A 14,448-nucleotide genomic window follows, 5' to 3' on the forward strand; every position below is an offset into this window, starting at 1 on the left:
GAACAGGCGCTGGATTAACGCTTGTTGACGGCGTCCTTGAACGCCTTGCCAGCCGTGAACTTGACCGTCTTGGCTGCCGGGATCTTGATGGTTTCGCCGGTCTTCGGGTTGCGGCCCGTACGTGCTGCGCGCTTGCCCGAACCGAAGCTGCCGAAGCCGATCAGCTGAACCGCATCACCCTTCGACACGGCCTTCTTGATGACTTCGAGCAGCGTGTCCAGCGTTTCGCCGGTTTGAGCCTTGCTGGCGCCCGTTTGGGCGGCGACGGCGTCGATCAGTTCCTGTTTGTTCATTAAGGTTCCTTTTTCAGGTTAGGTTTGACACGAACAGCGCGAACGCGCCGATTATACGTGCGCGAACCGTGCCGTCGAGAGTCAGACTTCGACGGCACAGCGCCGAATCCTGGCCCGCGCGACGTGCCGTCCGGTTTGCCGGAAGGCCACCCCGCGGTACGGCGTTGCTATGATAGCGCAGCGCAAACCCAATAACGACAAGGGTTTCAAAGATTTTCATCGGTATTTCGCCGAATGAATCGTCGATTGCCCGTTTTTTGACCTGCGCCAACCGGACGGGATACGCAGCCGGGTCCGCCGCCGCGCAACGCCGTTGGTTTTTGCCAACGACCCGCCGGACGCCTCCGCGCAATCCCTTGCCAGGCTTGGCTGCCACGTTTTTTGTTTCGCATGCCCGACCGACTCGTTCCCGCCACGCTCGCGTTCCGCGACGACGGCACCCTCATCTCGCCCGCGTACGGCGACATCTATCACAACGTCGCGGGCGCGCTCGCGCAGGCGAACTACGTGTTCATCGCGGGCAACGCGCTGCCCGGGCGCTGGCAAGGCCGGCGCACGTTCACGATCGTCGAGACGGGGTTCGGCGCGGGCGTCAACTTCCTCGCGACCTGGGCCGCCTGGCGCGACGATCCCGCGCGCTGCGAACGGCTGCATTTCGTGTCGTTCGAGAAGCATCCGTTTTCGCGCGATGACCTGCGCCTGGCACTGTCCCATATGGTTGCGAACACAACTATATCGACGGAAGCAGAAATGCTCGCCGATGCGTGGCCGATGCTCGTTCCCGGTTTTCATCGCCTCGAATTCGACGCTGGCCGGGTCGTGCTCACGCTCGCGCTGGGCGACGCGTGCGAGATGCTGCCGAAACTGGTCGCCCGCGCCGATGCGTTCTATCTGGACGGTTTCGCGCCCGCGAAAAACCCGGATCTCTGGTCGGCCGATGTGTTCCGCGCGCTCGCACGTATCGCCGCCGAGAAAGCGACCTTTGCGACTTATTCGAGCGCGGGCGTGGTGAAACAAGCGCTCCTCGAAGCGGGTTTCACGTATCGCAAGATGGCCGGGCTGGCCGGCAAGTTCGCGATGCTCGCGGGCGAATACGCACCGCGCTGGCGGATGCGCCGGCACGAACCGCCGCGCGCCTTGCCGGTTGCCGCGCGCGACGCGATCGTGATCGGCGCGGGGCTGGCCGGCTGCGCGGTCGTCGAACGACTCGCCGCGCGCGGCTGGAACGTCACGCTGATCGAGCGGCACGCGCGGATCGCGAGCGACGCATCGGGCAATCCGGCCGGCGTATTCCATCCACTGATGACGCGCGACGACAACGTCGCGAGCCGCCTCACGCGCAGCGGTTTCCTGCATGCACTGACACGCTGGCGCGCGCTCGAGCATGCGGGTCATGCGTTCGCGCGCAGCACGCGCGGGATGATCCATCTCGCGGAATCGGCCGACGATTTCGTGCGGATGCGCGATGCGTTCGACGCGCTCGGCGCACCGTCCGACTACGTGTCGCTGCTCGACACGGACGCCGCGCGCGCGCATCTGAACCTGCCGGTCGCACATGGCGGCCTGCTGTTTCCGCACGGCGGCGCCGTCTGGCCGGCCGGGGTCTGCGCCGCACAAGTCGCGGCGGCCGGTGAACGCGTGACACTGCTCGCCGGCACCGAAGTCGCGCGCCTCGAGCGCGATGGCGACACGTGGCGCGCCGTCGACGCGGCAGGCGCGACGCTTGCCGAGGCGCCGGTCGTCGTGCTCGCGAACGCCGGCGACGCCGTGCGTCTCGCGGGCCTGCGGCACGTCGCGCTGCAGCCGGTGCGCGGCCAGCTCACGCTGCTGCCGCCCGGCAGCACGGCACCGCTGCCGTGCCCCGCGATCGGCGACGGCTATGCGGTACCGCTCGACGACGGCACGCTGCTGATCGGCGCGACGTTCGAACCCGACGACCTCGATCCGGCGATGCGCGGCGCCGGGCATATCGAAAATATCGAGCGCGTCCGGCATCTGCTGCCCGGCCTGATCGGCGAGCTGCCGGACGTCGATACGCTGCGCGGGCGCGTCGCGTTTCGCTGGGTCGTCGCCGACCGCGTGCCGGTGATCGGCCCGCTCGCCGACGAAGCGCAGGCCGTCGCGAACGCACGCGCGCTGAGCGGTGCGAGGGCGCGCGACCTGCCGCGCACCGCGGGCCTGTACGGCGCATTCGGCTACGGTTCCCGCGGCCTCGTGTGGGCCGCGCTCGGCGCCGAACTGATCGCGTCGCAACTGGAAGGCGAGCCGCTGCCGCTCGAGCGCGAACTCGCCGATGCCGTCGACCCGGCCCGGTTCCTGATCCGCGCGCTGCGCGGCCGCCAGATCGGCTGATCTCGTCAGCCGAATCCTCACAGTCCTTCGATTTTTTCGCGCAAGGTTATCCACGCGACGCTGTGGATAACCGCGCGAAATCCGCACGCACTTCGTGTGCAATCACAGTGGACGTAAACTGGGCAACTCGGCACAGCTGTGAAACGGCCCGAAAGTTGCCCAACTCAAACCTCTGTGAGCAAACAGCCTGTGCAACGACTTATGGCCGCGCCAACGCCTTGATCTTGTTGCGTAAACCGAAGTTATCCACAGAACTGTGAGCGCCTTGTTAACTTCTACTACGTATATATACAAGTAAACCATTGAAACCAAAGACCTGTGGCGCCTCACAGCGCCGCGAGTCGATTCAATCGGTTCCGGAGCGAAAAAGCTGTGGCACAATCGGTTTCCTTCGCGTTCGTTCGGCCAAGCGCCGGACATGCTTCAATGGAACGGTCGGCTCGATTTCGAATCTGAATCATCGAGACTGCGCAGTCCGTTCACACACCAGGCCGACAATCCAGATCGGCAGCCTGAACGACAGTTCCGCCGGATGGCGGAAAGAGGCGGATCCCATGTCCCGCCGTCGTCGACCACAACATTCACACTCGGGGCGATACCCAGCCGGCGCGCATCTCATTTCTGACGCTTGACCCCGCGCCGCTGGCGATTGCTTCCAAAGGAGAAGTCACCACGATGAAGTCGGCGTTTTCATTCCTGCCCAATTGGCCGCTCGCGCCGGATGCCGTGTTCTGGGCCGGGCTCGCGTTGTTCGCGGCCGGTCTGTGTGGCGAGCTGTGCTATCGCGCATGGCGGCTGCCGCGCATCACCGGGTATGCGGTGATCGGTCTCATCGCCGGTTCGTTCGGATTCGGCGTGATCGACGCGAGCACCGACGAAACCTCGCGGCTGCTGATCGACGTCGCGCTCGGCCTGCTGCTGTTCGAGCTCGGCAGCCGCCTGGACCTGAAATGGATCCGCCGCAATCCGTGGCTCATTGCGTCGAGCCTGGCCGAGGCGACGCTGACGTTCGTGCTCGTGCTGTTCGTGATGCTCGCGCTCGGCGTGTCGGGCATGGTCGCGCTCGTGTTGTCGGCGATCGCAATCGCGACGTCGCCGTCGATGGTGATCCAGCTCAAGACCGAGCTGCGCGCGGAAGGGCAGGTGTCGCAGCGCCTCATCACGCTGACCGCGCTGAACAGCGTGTACGCGATCGTGCTGACCAAGCTCGTCACGAGCTGGCTCCACCAGGAAGCGTACGGGAACGTTTTCGCGACGATCCTGCAACCCGCCTACCTGATCGCCGGTTCGTTCATCGTCGCGTACCTGGTCGCGCGGGCGTGCAATTACCTGTTCCGTCACATGACCGCGACGATGCGCGACGAGCATTCGTTCGTCGCGCTGTTCGGGCTCGTGATGCTCGCGATCGCGGTCGCGCAGGCGCTGAAGCTGTCGACGCTGCTCACGCTGCTGCTCGCCGGCATCATCGTGAAGAACCTCGAAGCGCGGCCGCAGCTGTGGCCCGAGCATTTCGGCACGGCCGGCTGGCTGCTGACGGTGATCCTGTTCGTGCTGACGCTCACGTCGTTCACGTGGGGCGACATCGCGCTCGGCGGCCTGCTCGCGATCGCGCTGATCGTCACGCGGCTCGCCGCCAAGCTCGCCGGCGTCGTCGCGTTCGCGAAGCCGAGCGGGCTCGGGATGAAGCAGGGCGTCGCGCTCGGCATCGCGCTGACACCGATGTCCGCGCTGTCGTACCTGCTCGTCGACGACACCTACCAGCTCTATCCGAATTTCGACCCGCACCTGCGCGCGATCGTGATGTGCACGATCGTGATCCTGCAGCTCGTCAGCCCGTTCGTCGTCTACCGCTGCCTGTCGGCGGTCAGCGAACGCAGCGACAGAAACTGATTCCGGAACCTGCCATGGCACTCGAAACCTTCGTCAATTCCGAACCGTTCACGTTCGGCGTCGAACTGGAGATCCAGGTCGTCAACACGCACAACTACGACCTCACCAAGGCTGCATCCGACCTGATGCGCCTGATCCAGGGCGAGACCTTCCCCGGCAACATCACGCCTGAAATCACCGAGAGCATGATCGAGCTGTCGACCGGCATCTGCCATTCGCACGAGCAGGCGGTCTCCGAGCTGCACGCGATCCGCGACGTGCTGGTGAAGGCGGCCGACCAGCTCAACGTCGGGCTCGCCGGCGGCGGCACGCACGCGTTCCAGCAATGGAGCGACCGGCAGATCTACGACGCGCCGCGCTTCCAGTACATCTCCGAGCTGTACGGCTATCTCGCGAAGCAGTTCACCGTGTTCGGCCAGCACGTGCACATCGGCTGTCCCGATCCGGACAGCGCGCTGTTCCTGCTGCACTCGATGTCGCGCTTCATTCCGCACTTCATCGCGCTGTCCGCGTCGTCGCCGTTCGTGCAGAACGTCGACACCGGCTTCCATTCGGCGCGCCTGAATTCGGTGTTCGCGTTCCCGCTGTCGGGCCGCGCGCCGTTCGTGCTGACCTGGGACAGCTTCGAGGAGTACTTCACGAAGATGGTCAACACGGGCGTCGTCAACTCGATGAAGGACTTTTACTGGGACATCCGGCCGAAGCCCGGCTACGGGACGATCGAGGTGCGCGTGATGGACACGCCGCTGTCGGTCGACCGCGCGGCCGCGATCGCGTGCTACATCCAGACGCTCGCGCGCTACCTGCTGACCGACCGGCCGCTGAAGCTGTCGGAGGACGACTATCTCGTCTACACATTCAACCGTTTCGAAGCCTGCCGCTTCGGGCTCGAGGGCACCTGTGTCAATCCTCAGACAGGTGAGCGCCGCACGATCGCGGAAGACATCCTCGACACGCTCGACCGGATCGCGCCGCATGCGGCCGCGCTCGGTTCGCGCGCGGCACTCGACGAGATCGGTGCGCTCGCGAAGGCGCGCGTGAATGACGCATCGTGGTTGAGAACCGTTTTCAAACAGGAAAAATCGCTGAACGAGACGGTCCGCCAGCAGTGCCTGCGCTGGCGTGAATGAAAAAATGTTTTGCAGATTACAGGCTCGACCGCGCGGCGATTCGCTGAATGCCGGTCGACGCCGATTCGGGCGTACCGCGTCGCCAGTCATCCTGAAAATCTGTGGATAACTGGATATTCCGCTGCAAAGTCAACGCACTGCGGCATGGATAACCCGGTGGATCGCCGCTAGCCGCACGATGGCCGATTTGAACAGGAAAATGTTTGCGCGTTGTGCCGTCAGGCCGGCAGGGATTGCCGGCACAACGAAAAAATCCGGTTATCCAGCGATTTTCCACAGAATGAAGGGGATAACTTAGCTGTGCGATTTTCCGCTCTCGCTTAGAATGTCGGCTTTGCGGACACCGGAATGACCTGTGTCTCACCGGTCGCCGCGAACGCGACCGCCGCGTGTGCCTCGCGACGGCCGTGTCGACGCTCCTCGACGAGCGTCTGTTTTGAGATAGACATTCGATCTCCACACTACGGCTGCTCGGCAATCCGGGCGGCGGCAAAGCGAAAAGACTATGAGCGAAGGCGTTTACGGGAATCAGGCTTCGGGACGTGTGACCCACAGCTTGCTGCGGTTGAGTACGGCCATGCGAAGCCAGGCATGGGATTGGGCGGAAGGCGCGGGCCTCACGCCGACGCAGGGCGAGATCCTCGTGCTGCTGCTGCAACGCAAGGGCCCGATGCGGCTCGGCGAGATCGCGCGCGAGACGCAGCTCACGGCTGCGACCACCAGCGATGCGGTCAGCACGCTGGAGACGAAGGGGCTCGTCGAGAAGCGCCGCGCGCTGGACGACGGCCGAGCGCTTGCCGTGCGCCTGTCGGCCCGCGGCCGTACCGCGGCGAAGAAGGCGCTGCAATGGCCGGAATTCCTGACGAAGGCGGTCGGCAAGCTCGGCGCGGACGAGCAGGGCGCGCTGTACCGCGCGCTGCTGAAGACGCTGCGCGAACTGCAGGTGGCCGGTGCGACGCCGCCGCAGCGCATGTGCCTGACGTGCGCGCATTTCCAGCCGGGCAAGCAGTCGAAGAAGACCGTGCATCACTGCGCGGCGCTCGACCTGTCGATGGCCGACAGCGATCTGCGTCTGGACTGTTCGGTGCACGAAGAAGCCGACGCGGCAACGCAAAAGAAGACCTGGAAGGTGTTCGCCGGCTGACGTCCGTCGATCGACCGGGAGGCCGATGATGAACGCTGAAGTGGTGGCGATCCGCCACGTGCATTTCGAGGACCTCGGCAGCTTCGAGCAGGTGCTCGGGGCGCGCGGGCGGCGGGTGCGCTACGTCGACGTCGGCGCGTCGCGCGTCGAGGTGCTCGACGCGCTCAAGCCGGCGCTGCTCGTGATGCTCGGCGGGCCACTCAGCGTGTACGAAGACGCGCAGTATCCGTCGATCGCGCCGCTCACGGCGCTCGTGCGCCAGCGCATCGACGCCGGGCTGCCGATCCTCGGCATCTGCCTTGGCGCGCAGTTCATCGCCCGCGCGCTCGGTGCGCGCGTCTATCCGGCTGCGCAGAAGGAACTCGGCTGGGCGCCGCTGACGCTCACCGACGCGGGCCGCGCGTCGCCGCTGCGCCATCTCGACGGCGCGGCGACCTCGATGCTGCACTGGCACGGCGATACGTTCGACCTGCCGGGCGGCGCGATCCATCTGGCCTCGACACCGGCCTGCCGCCACCAGGCGTTCGCGTGGGGGCAGCACGTGCTGGCGCTGCAATGCCATCCCGAAATCCGTGCCGACCGCTTCGAACCCTGGCTGATCGGCAACGCCGGCGAAATCGCGTCGACGCCCGGCATCGACGCACGCCAGCTGCGCGCCGACACCGTGCAGCACGGTCCGGCGCTGGAGGCGGCCGCGCGACGCATGTTCGCGGAGTGGCTCGACAGCGTCGGGCTTTGATCCGGAGCGAGCCGGCGCCGCGTGTGACCGGCCCGCAGGCCTTGCCGGCCGGCGCACCGCTGCATGCCGTGTGCGCGCGGCATCGCTGCCGGCGGCGCGGCGGCGCTACCTGACCATCCGCTTACTGCCGAACCGGCCGCCAGCAGGCTTCGAGCCCGCATGCTACGCTCGTCCGCTGTTTCCCTTTCCTGGCGAGCGGCCTCCATGACTGCGCTGTTTTCCCCGTTCACGCTGCGCGGCGTGACCCTTCCGAACCGGATCGTGATCTCCCCGATGTGCCAGTACTCGGCCGAGCGCGGCGAGGCGACCGACTGGCACATGATTCACCTGGGCCATCTCGCGCTGTCCGGCGCGGGCCTGCTCTGCATCGAAGCGACCGCGGTCGAACCCGACGGGCGCATCACGGCCGGCGACCTCGGTTTGTGGGACGACGCGACCGAAGCAGCGCTCAAGCCCGTGCTGGCGGCGATCCGCAAACATTCGCCGGTCCGCGTCGCGATGCAGCTGTCGCACGCGGGGCGCAAGGCGTCGAGCGAGGTGCCGTGGAAGGGCGGCCAGCTCGTGTCCGTCGCCGATGGCGGCTGGCTGCCGCATGCGCCGTCGGCCCTGCCGCACAAGGACGGCGAGACGCCGCCGCTCGCGCTCGACGCGGCCGGCCTGAACCGGATCCGCGACGCGTTCGCCGCCGCCGCGAAGCGTGCCGCGCGCCTCGGCATCGATGCGATCGAGGTGCATGCGGCGCACGGCTACCTGCTGCATCAGTTCCTGTCGCCGCTTGCGAACCAGCGTACCGACGAATACGGCGGCTCGCGCGAAAACCGGATGCGCTTTCCGCTCGAGATCTTCGAGATCGTGCGCGCGGCGTTTCCGGCGGACCGGCCGGTCGGCGTGCGCGTGTCGGCGACCGACTGGGTCGAGGGCGGCTGGGAACTGGAGGACACGATCGCGTTTGCGCACGAGCTGAAGCAGCGCGGCTGCGACTGGATCGACGTGTCGTCCGGCGGCGTGTCGCCGCTACAGAAGATTCCGCTGTCGCCCGGTTACCAGGTGCCGTTCGCGCAGGCGGTGAAGCGCGCGGTCGGGATGCCGACGATCGCGGTCGGCCTGATCAACGATCCCGCGCATGCGAACCGGCTGATCGAGTCGGGCGACGCCGATTTCGTCGCGATGGCGCGCGCGATGCTGTACGACCCGCGCTGGCCGTGGCATGCGGCTGCCGAGCTCGGCGCGCAGGTGTCGGCGCCGCCGCAGTACTGGCGTTCGCAGCCGCGCGAGCACAAGGCGTTGTTCGGCGACATCGCATTCGGCCAGCGCTGAGCGTCATGCGCGCAATATTGCGCGCGATGTTGAGCGAAGCAATCTTGAACGTGTAGGATGCGGGTGATTCGCCGCATGTCCCGACGCGGCACCGACCGGTGCCGCGTTTTCGTTTTGCGCGACGCAGGGCCGCGCAAAACGAAGGCGCGGCCGTCTTCCATTCAAGTCGTCTTCAAAGGATTCGTTCGATGAGTTCACGCAGGATCGCGGTACGCCGCTCGGGAGTTCACGGCAAGGGCGTGTTCGCGGTGGAGCCGATCAAGGCCGGCGAACGCGTAGTGGAATACAAGGGCGAGCGAATTTCGTGGAAGGAAGCGCTGCGCCGCCATCCGCACGACCCGAACGAGCCGAACCATACGTTCTACTTCGCACTGGAAGAGGGCGGGGTGATCGACGGCAAGATCGACGGCAACAGCGCGCGCTGGATCAACCATTCGTGCGCGCCGAACTGCGAGGCCGAGGAGATCAAGGGTCGCGTGTTCATCCACGCACTGCGCGACATCGGGCCGGAAGAAGAGCTGTTCTACGACTACGGCCTCGTGATCGACGAGAAGCTGACGAAGAAACTCAAGCGGGAATACGCGTGCCATTGCGGCGCGACCGTATGCCGCGGCACGCTGCTCGCCACGCCGGACGACGACGGCAAGAAGAAAAAGAAGAAGGACAGGAAGGACGGCAAGTCCGAGTCCGGCGCGAAGGACAAGAAAAAGAAGAAGTGACCGGTGAGGCCGCGCATCGCGCGGCTGCTTCACCGCCGGATGGCCGCCACTCGGCCGTCCATCCAGCCTGATGAGGGTTCGCCGCGCGTGCCTCAGTGCGTCGGCGCGGCGGCCGGCGTCTCGCTCGCCGGCTTCCCGGTGCGCTTGGCGAGCGGCACCCGCACCACGAAGCGCGAACCGCCTTCCGATGCATCCTCGTACGACACCGTGCCGCCGTGCATCGCGATGATGTCGTGCACGATCGCGAGCCCGAGCCCGGCGCCCGTCTCGACGCCGTTGCCGCTTTGCGCGTCGCCACGGAAGAAGCGCTTGAACAGGTCGGCCTGCTGATTGGCCGGCACGCCCGGGCCGTTGTCCTCGACGACGATCTCGGCGGCCGGCTCGCCGGTCTCGAGCGCGCCGCGCGCGACGTTCACCGTGATCCGCGCCCCGTCCGGCCGGGCGAGCGGCACATATTTCAACGCATTGTCGAGCAGGTTCGCGATCACCTCGCGCAGCAGCACGGGGTTGCCGCGCACGTTCAGCGTTTCGTCTTCGCCGGGATCGTCGCTGCGCTGGAAGCCGAGGTCGACATGCGACGCGAGCGCGCGCGGTACCCATTCGGCACCCGTCTCGAACGCCATCGCGGCCAGGTCGACGTCGACGAAACGCGCGGCCTGTTCGCCCGGCTCCGCGCGCGCGAGCGACAGCAGCTGGTTCGACAGCCGCACCGCGCGGTCGGCGGCCGCGCGCAGTTCGCGCACCGCGGCATAGGTCTGCTGCGGGTCGCGCGCGACGGCGGCCTGCTCGGCATGCAGCTTCACGGCCGTGAGCGGCGTGCGCAGCTGGTGCGCGGCATCGGCGATGAACTTGCGCTGCGCGTCGAGGGCGGTCTTCAGGCGGCCGAGCAGCGCGTTCATCGCGCTCGTCAGCGGCCGGATCTCGAGCGGCACGTCGGTTTCGTCGACCGGCTCCAGCGACGTGTGGGTCTGCCGGTTCAGCGAATCGGCGAGATGCGTGAGCGGGCCGAGCTGCTGGTTCACGACGCGCCACACGATGCCCCAGCCCGCGAGCAGCAGCAGCAGCAGCGGCATCATGATCGCGACGAGGAATTCGGCCGCGATCCGGTAACGGTGCCGCACCGGTTGCGCGACCTCAACCACCATCGGCCGGCCGCCGTCGACTTCCTCGACGCGCACCTGCGCGACCCGCACCGCGCGGTTGTCGTACTCGGCCTCGAACACGTACGCGTGATGCATGCGGCGCACGTTGATGCCCCGCAGCGGCAGTTTCGGATCGCCGGCGAGTTCCTGCTCGCCGTCGCTGATCCGGTAGATCAGCGCCTCGGCCGGATCGGAGAACATCGCCTGCGCGAGCGGCGGCACCGTGAACGGCGCGTCGGGGCCGGCGATCTGGATCTGTTTGGAGATGGCGGTCGCGAGGTCGGCGAGCGAGCGGTCGATCACGTGTTGCGTGTATTGCCACGCGAGCCAGTAGGCGATCAGGCCGCTCATCAGCGCGAGCATCGACAGCGGCGCGGCGAGGCGCCGAAGCAGCGAGCGGCGCAGGCTGGTGGTCACAGCCGGATCAGAAGACATTTCGACGGGCAAATGGATAAGCGCCGCTCACGGGGAGCGGCGCGGACGTGCGCCGGACGGCGACGCGGGCAGGGCGGCTCGCCGGCGGCACGCGGCCGGCCGGCGTGCGGCGCCGCTCAGACGCTCGCGGTCTGGCGGATTTCCTGCAGCAGATAGCCGAAGCCGCGCACCGTGACGATTTCGACGCGGCACTGCTCGAGTTTCTTGCGCACGCGATGCACGTAGACTTCGATTGCGGTGTCGCCGAGATCGCCGCCGAAGTGCGTGAGGTGATCCTGCAGCTGGGCCTTGCTGACGACGCGGCCGTGACGCAGCAGCAGCATTTCCAGCACCGCGAATTCGCGCGGCGACAGTTCGAGCGGCTTGTCGTCGTTGAAGATGCGGCGATCGACGCCCGACAGGCGGACGCCGCCGAGCGACACTTCCGGACGCGGCATGTCGCTGTGCGGGCCGCTGCGGCGCATCACCGCGCGGATGCGCGCTTCGAGCTCGGCCGGCTCGAACGGCTTGAGCATGTAGTCGTCGGCGCCGGAGTTCAGGCCCTGGATCCGGTCGTTCAGTTCGTCGCGCGCGGTCAGCACGATGACCGGCGTGTGGCGGTTGGTCTGGCGGAAACGCGTGAGCAGCGTCATCCCGTCGATGCCCGGCAGGCCGAGGTCGAGGATCACGAGTTCGTGGCGGTTCTGTGCCAGCGCCTGTTCGGCAAAGATGCCGTCATGCACCATGTCGACGGTGAAGCCAGCCTGCTCGAGGCTGCTCTGGATACCGCGTGCGATGGGGCGGTCGTCTTCGATCAGAAGGAGTCGCATGAAGTTCGCTCAAGTACAATGGGTTGGCGGTTCAGGCACGCGGACAGCACGACGCCGTTTCCACAGGGGCGCCGCATCGCCTGACATCAAGCATGGCGGCCAGCGAACGATTAAATCCAATCATGTCCGATATTTCGATCCACGACCTCGAAGCCGCGATCAATTTCTGGCGCGCCCGCTCGCCGTCGAGCGGCGACGAACTCAAACTCTGCGAAGAGGCCAGCGCGCTCTCCAAGCCGTATGCGCTGCTGATTGTACAGCGCGCAAGCGCGCTGCAACTGGAAGGTTTGGACCCCAGGGCGCGGAAAGCGTATGAGACTTACGTGCGCCTTAAGGATGGCTTGGAAAGTTGAAGGCTTTCGCTGAGTACATCCTAGAAAACGTTCATCGAAATGAAAAGTTGACGCGCCGCGCGTCGAAAGACGCGCGGCGGTAGAGGACGACCTCAGGCGGCCGGTTGGGTATGTGCGCACACCTGGTCGATGAACGTCGCGAGCGCGATGTCGCGCTCGGTCAGGCCGTCCGCATCGTGGGTCGACAGCGTCACGTCGACGCGGTTGTATACGTTGAACCATTCCGGATGGTGGTTCATTTCCTGCGCCTTGATCGCGACGCGCGTCATGAAGCCGAAGGCCTCGTTGAAATCGGCGAAGCGCAGGCTGCGCTGGATCGCGTCGCGGCCCGGCACGGCCGTCCAGTGCGGCAGGCCTTCGAGCCGGGTCTTGCGTTCTTCTGATGTGAGCTTGTGGATCATGTTGCACCTCGTTCGGTAACGGCGCCCGCACGCGGGCAAGGGCCACGCGGCAAAGCCGGTACCGGTCATTGTTTCATAGTTGGGCGACGGGCATTCGGTGACGGGCATCGGAAGGCGGGCGCCGGTGCACGAATCACGCCGGCGTGGCCCGCGGCCTTACGCGTCCGCGTCGTCCGGCCAGCCTTCTCCCGTGCCGCGATGCAGCACGAGATCGCCATCGCATACCGCGCCGGCCGCGAATTCGGGCTGCGTGGCCAGCCGGTCGGCCAGCGCGCGGCCGTCGACGTCGGCCAGCGCGAACAGCTGCGCGAAATCGTCGATTACGAAGTAGGTCTTCTGGAACGTGTCGATCCGGTACCGCGTGCGCATCACGCGCTCGAGGTCGAAACCGAGCCGGTTCGGCGCTGCGCTTTCGAGACTGTAGAGGCTCTCGCCCTTGCTCGACACGATCCCGGCGCCATAGATCGACAGCCCGTTCGTGCCCTGCGGGTCTCGGATCAGGCCGAATTCCACCGTATACCAGTAGAGGCGCGCCAGCCGCGCGAGCGCCGCTTCGTCGTCCGCGACCGCGAGCGCGGTGCGGCCGTAGGCCTGCATGTAGTCGGCGAACACCGGTTCGATCAGCAACGGCACGTGGCCGAACAGGTCGTGGAAGCAGTCGGGTTCCTGCAGGTAGTCGAGCTGGTCCGGGCGGCGCATCCACCAGGTGACCGGAAACCGCCGGTTCGCGAGGTGCTCGAAGAACACGCGATCGGGCACGAGGCCCGGCACCGCGACGATTTCCCAGCCGGTGACCGGTTTCAGCTGGCGGTTCACGTCGGCGAACGACGGCACGCGATCGGCCGGCAGGTCGATCTTCCCGAGCCCGGCGACGAACGCGTCGCACGCGCGACCGCGCAGCAGCGCCGACTGGCGCGCATAGAGCTGCTGCCACACCGCGTGGTCGACCTGGCCGTAACGTTCGAGCGGCTGGTCGATGGTGAAATCGGCGCGGGTTTCGAGGCCCGCATCGAACTGCTCCTGCAGTTTCGCGGTGACGACGGTGGACATGGTGAGGCTCTGCACGCTGTGATGGGAACCATGCAAGTGTAGAGCGGGGGACATGCGGAATGGGCGCAAAGATGGCGTTGATTCGACTGATGATGCGATAATCGCGCATCAAAATCGGAATCAATGCGGAGAATGCTCATGCTGGAACTCGATCACTTCGATCTCGCGCTTCTCGACGTGCTGCAGCGCTTCGGCCGCGCGACGCACCAGCAGCTCGGCGAGGAGGTGCCGCTGTCGCCGTCGCAGATCGGCCGGCGGCTGCAGCGGCTCGAGGCTGCCGGCGTGATCGAAGGCTATCGCGTGATGTTGCGCCCCGAAAAGCTCGGGCTCGGCGTCACCGCGTTCACGAGCCTGAAGCTCAAGCACCACGGCGATTCGATCATCGAGCAGTTCCAGCAGCAGATCGACGTGCTGCCCGAGGTGCTCGAATGCCATGCCGTGGTCGGCGATGCAGACTATCTGCTGCGGATCGTCGCGCCGGATCTCAACGCGCTGTCGCAGTTCGTGATGAAGAAGCTGATGCGCGTGCCGGGCGTCGACAGCGTGCGCTCGAACATCGTGCTGACGACGTTCAAGCGCAATGGCGCGCTGCCGCTCGCGCACCTGGCGCCCGGCGCCGCGTGACGCGGCGGCAGGGCTGGCGGCGGGGCGCAAGGCGCCGCCGCGGATAGGGT

At 66.5% G+C, this 14,448-nt stretch carries 16 protein-coding genes; 9 read left to right on the top strand and 7 right to left on the bottom strand.

Going from position 1 to position 14,448, the window contains the following annotated elements; all coding sequences use genetic code 11:
- Nucleotides 1-14: 14 nt before the first annotated feature.
- Both DIE17_RS06785 and DIE17_RS06790 read right to left on the bottom strand, forming a co-directional pair.
- A complete protein-coding gene (locus DIE17_RS06785) occupies nucleotides 15-293 on the bottom strand; it encodes an HU family DNA-binding protein (RefSeq protein WP_006401505.1) in 279 nt (92 codons plus the stop codon).
- Between the two features lie 13 nt (nucleotides 294-306).
- Complete coding sequence (locus DIE17_RS06790; RefSeq protein ID WP_124486807.1) at nucleotides 307-669, bottom strand: hypothetical protein; 363 nt, start codon at nucleotides 667-669, stop codon at nucleotides 307-309.
- Between the two features lie 14 nt (nucleotides 670-683).
- On the opposite strand from DIE17_RS06790, the gene mnmC reads away from it, so the two are divergent.
- The 3 genes from mnmC to DIE17_RS06815 all read left to right on the top strand — a co-directional run bounded on the left by mnmC (nucleotide 684) and on the right by DIE17_RS06815 (nucleotide 5,665).
- Nucleotides 684-2,645, top strand: coding sequence for a bifunctional tRNA (5-methylaminomethyl-2-thiouridine)(34)-methyltransferase MnmD/FAD-dependent 5-carboxymethylaminomethyl-2-thiouridine(34) oxidoreductase MnmC (gene mnmC / locus DIE17_RS06795; RefSeq protein ID WP_124520438.1), 1,962 nt, complete (start codon nucleotides 684-686; stop codon nucleotides 2,643-2,645).
- 675 nt (nucleotides 2,646-3,320) lie between these two features.
- The gene (locus DIE17_RS06810; protein ID WP_044845215.1) at nucleotides 3,321-4,535 is read left to right on the top strand and encodes a cation:proton antiporter; all 1,215 of its coding nucleotides are present in this window, start codon (nucleotides 3,321-3,323) and stop codon (nucleotides 4,533-4,535) included.
- Nucleotides 4,536-4,549: 14 nt separating this feature from the next.
- The gene (locus tag DIE17_RS06815; protein WP_006490006.1) at nucleotides 4,550-5,665 is read left to right on the top strand and encodes a YbdK family carboxylate-amine ligase; all 1,116 of its coding nucleotides are present in this window, start codon (nucleotides 4,550-4,552) and stop codon (nucleotides 5,663-5,665) included.
- 320 nt (nucleotides 5,666-5,985) lie between these two features.
- Here DIE17_RS06815 and DIE17_RS37870 read toward each other — a convergent pair whose 3' ends face one another.
- Nucleotides 5,986-6,114, bottom strand: a complete 129-nt coding sequence (locus tag DIE17_RS37870) for a hypothetical protein (protein WP_260426250.1) — start codon at nucleotides 6,112-6,114, stop codon at nucleotides 5,986-5,988.
- Nucleotides 6,115-6,170: 56 nt separating this feature from the next.
- On the opposite strand from DIE17_RS37870, the gene DIE17_RS06820 reads away from it, so the two are divergent.
- The 4 genes from DIE17_RS06820 to DIE17_RS06835 all read left to right on the top strand — a co-directional run bounded on the left by DIE17_RS06820 (nucleotide 6,171) and on the right by DIE17_RS06835 (nucleotide 9,584).
- Nucleotides 6,171-6,809, top strand: coding sequence for a MarR family winged helix-turn-helix transcriptional regulator (locus DIE17_RS06820; protein ID WP_059682639.1), 639 nt, complete (start codon nucleotides 6,171-6,173; stop codon nucleotides 6,807-6,809).
- A 28-nt stretch (nucleotides 6,810-6,837) separates the two neighbouring features.
- A complete protein-coding gene (locus DIE17_RS06825; RefSeq protein WP_124520510.1) occupies nucleotides 6,838-7,548 on the top strand; it encodes a glutamine amidotransferase in 711 nt (236 codons plus the stop codon).
- A 204-nt stretch (nucleotides 7,549-7,752) separates the two neighbouring features.
- A complete protein-coding gene (locus DIE17_RS06830) occupies nucleotides 7,753-8,865 on the top strand; it encodes an NADH:flavin oxidoreductase/NADH oxidase (protein ID WP_124486810.1) in 1,113 nt (370 codons plus the stop codon).
- A 188-nt stretch (nucleotides 8,866-9,053) separates the two neighbouring features.
- Nucleotides 9,054-9,584 carry an SET domain-containing protein gene (locus tag DIE17_RS06835; RefSeq protein ID WP_124520439.1) on the top strand — a complete coding sequence of 177 codons (531 nt, stop codon included), beginning with the start codon at nucleotides 9,054-9,056 and terminating at the stop codon, nucleotides 9,582-9,584.
- A 92-nt stretch (nucleotides 9,585-9,676) separates the two neighbouring features.
- Here DIE17_RS06835 and DIE17_RS06840 read toward each other — a convergent pair whose 3' ends face one another.
- On the bottom strand, nucleotides 9,677-11,161 hold the full coding sequence (locus DIE17_RS06840; protein ID WP_124520440.1) for a sensor histidine kinase: 1,485 nt from the start codon (nucleotides 11,159-11,161) through the stop codon (nucleotides 9,677-9,679).
- A 116-nt stretch (nucleotides 11,162-11,277) separates the two neighbouring features.
- Entirely contained in the window at nucleotides 11,278-11,970 is a 693-nt protein-coding gene (locus tag DIE17_RS06845) for a response regulator transcription factor (protein WP_006401494.1), read from the bottom strand.
- Between the two features lie 122 nt (nucleotides 11,971-12,092).
- On the opposite strand from DIE17_RS06845, the gene DIE17_RS06850 reads away from it, so the two are divergent.
- The gene (locus DIE17_RS06850) at nucleotides 12,093-12,323 is read left to right on the top strand and encodes a DUF3717 domain-containing protein (protein WP_044845220.1); all 231 of its coding nucleotides are present in this window, start codon (nucleotides 12,093-12,095) and stop codon (nucleotides 12,321-12,323) included.
- A 92-nt stretch (nucleotides 12,324-12,415) separates the two neighbouring features.
- On the opposite strand, the gene DIE17_RS06855 is transcribed toward DIE17_RS06850, so the two are convergent.
- The gene (locus DIE17_RS06855) at nucleotides 12,416-12,724 is read right to left on the bottom strand and encodes a 4a-hydroxytetrahydrobiopterin dehydratase (protein WP_044845221.1); all 309 of its coding nucleotides are present in this window, start codon (nucleotides 12,722-12,724) and stop codon (nucleotides 12,416-12,418) included.
- Between the two features lie 156 nt (nucleotides 12,725-12,880).
- Entirely contained in the window at nucleotides 12,881-13,774 is an 894-nt protein-coding gene (gene phhA, locus DIE17_RS06860; RefSeq protein WP_221621945.1) for a phenylalanine 4-monooxygenase, read from the bottom strand.
- Between the two features lie 138 nt (nucleotides 13,775-13,912).
- Between phhA and DIE17_RS06865 the strand changes: the two genes are divergently transcribed.
- Nucleotides 13,913-14,398, top strand: a complete 486-nt coding sequence (locus tag DIE17_RS06865) for an Lrp/AsnC family transcriptional regulator (RefSeq protein ID WP_006408082.1) — start codon at nucleotides 13,913-13,915, stop codon at nucleotides 14,396-14,398.
- Nucleotides 14,399-14,448: the final 50 nt, after the last annotated feature.

This window comes from Burkholderia sp. Bp9099, assembly GCF_003857805.1.
Classification (GTDB): domain Bacteria; phylum Pseudomonadota; class Gammaproteobacteria; order Burkholderiales; family Burkholderiaceae; genus Burkholderia.

Coding starts and splice junctions, on each gene's coding strand:
- DIE17_RS06850 (WP_044845220.1), top strand. CDS start 12,093: ATGTCCGATATTTCGATCCACGACCTCGAAGCCGCGATCAATTTCTGG.
- DIE17_RS06825 (WP_124520510.1), top strand. CDS start 6,838: ATGAACGCTGAAGTGGTGGCGATCCGCCACGTGCATTTCGAGGACCTC.
- DIE17_RS06840 (WP_124520440.1), bottom strand. CDS start 11,161: ATGTCTTCTGATCCGGCTGTGACCACCAGCCTGCGCCGCTCGCTGCTT.
- DIE17_RS06855 (WP_044845221.1), bottom strand. CDS start 12,724: ATGATCCACAAGCTCACATCAGAAGAACGCAAGACCCGGCTCGAAGGC.
- DIE17_RS06835 (WP_124520439.1), top strand. CDS start 9,054: ATGAGTTCACGCAGGATCGCGGTACGCCGCTCGGGAGTTCACGGCAAG.
- phhA (WP_221621945.1), bottom strand. CDS start 13,774: ATGTCCACCGTCGTCACCGCGAAACTGCAGGAGCAGTTCGATGCGGGC.
- DIE17_RS06845 (WP_006401494.1), bottom strand. CDS start 11,970: ATGCGACTCCTTCTGATCGAAGACGACCGCCCCATCGCACGCGGTATC.
- DIE17_RS06815 (WP_006490006.1), top strand. CDS start 4,550: ATGGCACTCGAAACCTTCGTCAATTCCGAACCGTTCACGTTCGGCGTC.
- DIE17_RS06865 (WP_006408082.1), top strand. CDS start 13,913: ATGCTGGAACTCGATCACTTCGATCTCGCGCTTCTCGACGTGCTGCAG.
- mnmC (WP_124520438.1), top strand. CDS start 684: ATGCCCGACCGACTCGTTCCCGCCACGCTCGCGTTCCGCGACGACGGC.
- DIE17_RS06830 (WP_124486810.1), top strand. CDS start 7,753: ATGACTGCGCTGTTTTCCCCGTTCACGCTGCGCGGCGTGACCCTTCCG.
- DIE17_RS06820 (WP_059682639.1), top strand. CDS start 6,171: ATGAGCGAAGGCGTTTACGGGAATCAGGCTTCGGGACGTGTGACCCAC.
- DIE17_RS06785 (WP_006401505.1), bottom strand. CDS start 293: ATGAACAAACAGGAACTGATCGACGCCGTCGCCGCCCAAACGGGCGCC.
- DIE17_RS37870 (WP_260426250.1), bottom strand. CDS start 6,114: ATGTCTATCTCAAAACAGACGCTCGTCGAGGAGCGTCGACACGGCCGT.
- DIE17_RS06810 (WP_044845215.1), top strand. CDS start 3,321: ATGAAGTCGGCGTTTTCATTCCTGCCCAATTGGCCGCTCGCGCCGGAT.